Source organism: Bacillus sp. JJ1474 (genome assembly GCF_036965225.1).
In the GTDB taxonomy this organism is placed as follows: Bacteria; Bacillota; Bacilli; order Bacillales; family Cytobacillaceae; genus Cytobacillus.
In genome coordinates this window covers 6231-8954 of sequence record NZ_JBALPC010000158.1, presented here as the reverse complement: position 1 = coordinate 8954, position 2724 = coordinate 6231, and the positions used below count along the sequence as shown (strand labels likewise).

General features: G+C 35.5%; 2 protein-coding genes. Both read right to left on the bottom strand.

The features are described from left to right. Nucleotides 1-292 precede the first annotated feature (292 nt). The gene (locus V7164_RS18165; RefSeq protein ID WP_335348074.1) at nucleotides 293-1453 is read right to left on the bottom strand and encodes an acyltransferase family protein; all 1161 of its coding nucleotides are present in this window, start codon (nucleotides 1451-1453) and stop codon (nucleotides 293-295) included. A gap of 995 nt (nucleotides 1454-2448) precedes the next feature. Continuing rightward, entirely contained in the window at nucleotides 2449-2595 is a 147-nt protein-coding gene (locus V7164_RS18160; RefSeq protein WP_335345023.1) for a hypothetical protein, read from the bottom strand. Nucleotides 2596-2724 lie beyond the last annotated feature (129 nt).

Below are 2724 nucleotides of genomic sequence, written 5' to 3'. Positions count from 1 at the left end.
ATCAAAAAGAATTTATTTTTATGGCACCGTTTGTGTCAAATAAGCATTACCATGTTCAAGATGATAACTAAAAATGACACAATTTCTTGTACAATAATTGCGCCCGATTGTTGAATAGTAGAAAATGAGAAAAAGCTGCAAGAAAAACACCTTAGTTATTGTGCTAAAGCACCCGTTAGTTGAACAAGAATCATTATTTTTATGACACATCATTATCCTACTAAGACAAAAGCCAGCAATAATGCTGGCTTTTTCATTTTCCACATTTCATTTATTTAAATATTATTTCCTTTTACATCATTTTTTTGAGGTATGGAATCTTTCGCCATACAAAATGACTTAGCAAAAAACTTAGAATGATTCCTAAAAATGCCGTCATTAGAAATTTAGTCCAGACTGATATTGGTAGGTCATTCAATGTATATTGAAGGAAGACAACTACTGGGACATGGATGAAATAAACAACAAATACATTGTTTGATAACATCTTAGACCAACGATTAGTGCCGTTAATTTTTTCTCTAAATAAAATTAGAAGACCGATTACAAGCGAAATACACAGTAACGTCTCAATGAATGATCGAGTCAACGAACCAAAGTTTTGTCCACCTTTTAAAAGAAAAGGATCTACCGTATTCCCTCCAAAATACAAAATAGTTACTATTAATACTCCAATAATAAGCCAGATGTATCCTACTCTCGCACTCAAAGTTAAAAACCATTTGCGATGATAGGCCATAATACCTAAACAAAAGAAACTCACATACTGTGGTACATGTGCAAATTCTGTTTGAATAAATCCTACGAAAGCTGTCCAATGATCAATAGGAAACCATATCCTTGTAATGAAAGTCACTAAACTAACGATCAACCACAGGGAGAGAATCTGATAAACCTTAATATTTCCATCAAATTTTTTTGTGGATTTCTTGGATGTAAAGAAGGTCCAGACTGAAAACACAACCGCATACACAAGTAAATGCTCTAAAAACCATAAATGGCCAAATTGCATATCAGGCCATGATGGTCCAGACCAATTCGTGGGTTCACTACCAAGTCCAAAAAATATATTAACATAGTAAGAAAAAAATGAGATGGGTTCATAATCTCTGAAATTAATGTAATATAAATACATCAGAATAGGAATTATCACGAGAAATCCCAGTAGTAATGGAATACCAATTCTAATAAGCCGTTCTTTTAAAAACCGTTTCGGCCCTTTTCTCGCGATTGATTGAGGGAGAAAATATGCTGATAAAAAGAAAAACATACTCATAAAAAATGCTGCATTTACAGAGAAAAATCTACCCAACCAGTTGATAGATTCATCATCCAAAAAATACCACCAACCACCTGGTCCATAGGCTTGTCCAGCATGGTGAGCTACTACAAGCATAATTAAAGCTATTTTTATATTATCGATGAAATATAAATGATCACTCTCTTTTTTCACCTTTAAAACCCCATTCCCATTAAAAGTTACACTTAAATAATAGCGTATTTTTTACCATTATAGGAAAAAGTTTCATATATAGTAAATAATTCCATTTTTTAAAATCAATAACTGTTTAGCATTATCGTCCTAATGCGAATTTTATTTTATACATCTATGTAATTTATAGACGCTAATCCTTGTAAGGGAATAGCACCCGATTGCTAAGGATCGGTAGAATCCCTTGAACGAGATATAAGTACATGGAGTACCTCCTTAATTTTTACGAAGTACTCCATATTCCCTTTTTTTGATTTGCAAAAATACCCTAGATCAGAAAGCTGTTGTATTTTATCGTCTTGCTTCGTTAGCATAGGGAGAACTGCAATGAAGAATGCTAACCGTTGCCTGAGATGACAGTGCATCGTCAGAGATTTTGCACAATCTGAATTGGATTACCGTCCGGATCTGCAATCCAAGTAATGAGCAGCCGACCGAGCCATTCGTGCGGTGAGACCAGGGCTTTGGCACCATTCAAGGTGACGGTTTCAAAGGCGGCAGCAGTGTCATCCGTCCACAAAATCACTGCAACAAGCTGCCCATGAGACACGGGGGCGAGGCCGTGATCATCGCGCGTAGAGGAAACAGATGCGATGCCTATTCTATAGTCATCGAGAACCAAATCAATATGATCGGTTCGCCATCATTTGGCACTCGAAAGGACTCGTGAATCCCAGACTCTCGTAGAACGTAGCTGCTCTTACTACATCCGAACTGAACAGAATAACTTGGGGATTACGGAAGATCGACAATTTGTTACACCTCCTATTGTTCAAGTTGGAGTCTGAGCCATTAATTATTAGTTCAATTGTTTCGTGAAAAATCCTTTTTTTATTCAATTAAATGGCCCTTAAATGGCAAAAGCACTTTCCTTATTACAGAAAAGCGCCCGATTGTTGAAGATTGTTATTCAACTAAAGCACCCGTTAGCACAATAAGAAAAGCCTTCGAAATCACTAGTTACTCTCTTTACTTTTCTTATAAAAGTTTGATACCACCCCTAATATAATTCCGATAACAATTAAGGGTATAGAAAATGTTGCATATGGTTGAGGAGTATCCGCAATTCCAAATGTCTGATTAAAAGCAAATCCAGCTGCCATTAGCCATACTCCTAAATAAAATAAGATTTTTCCAGTCTTGGTATGCCTTTTCAATAAAAACACCCCTTACATTTCTCATTCTTATATAACCATCTTAAACTAAACTGCTTCTTTAGTTGAACAAGAAAA

Excerpts from the sequence above, each read along its gene's own strand:
- V7164_RS18160 (WP_335345023.1), bottom strand. The coding sequence starts at position 2,595 with ATGGCAGCTGGATTTGCTTTTAATCAGACATTTGGAATTGCGGATACT.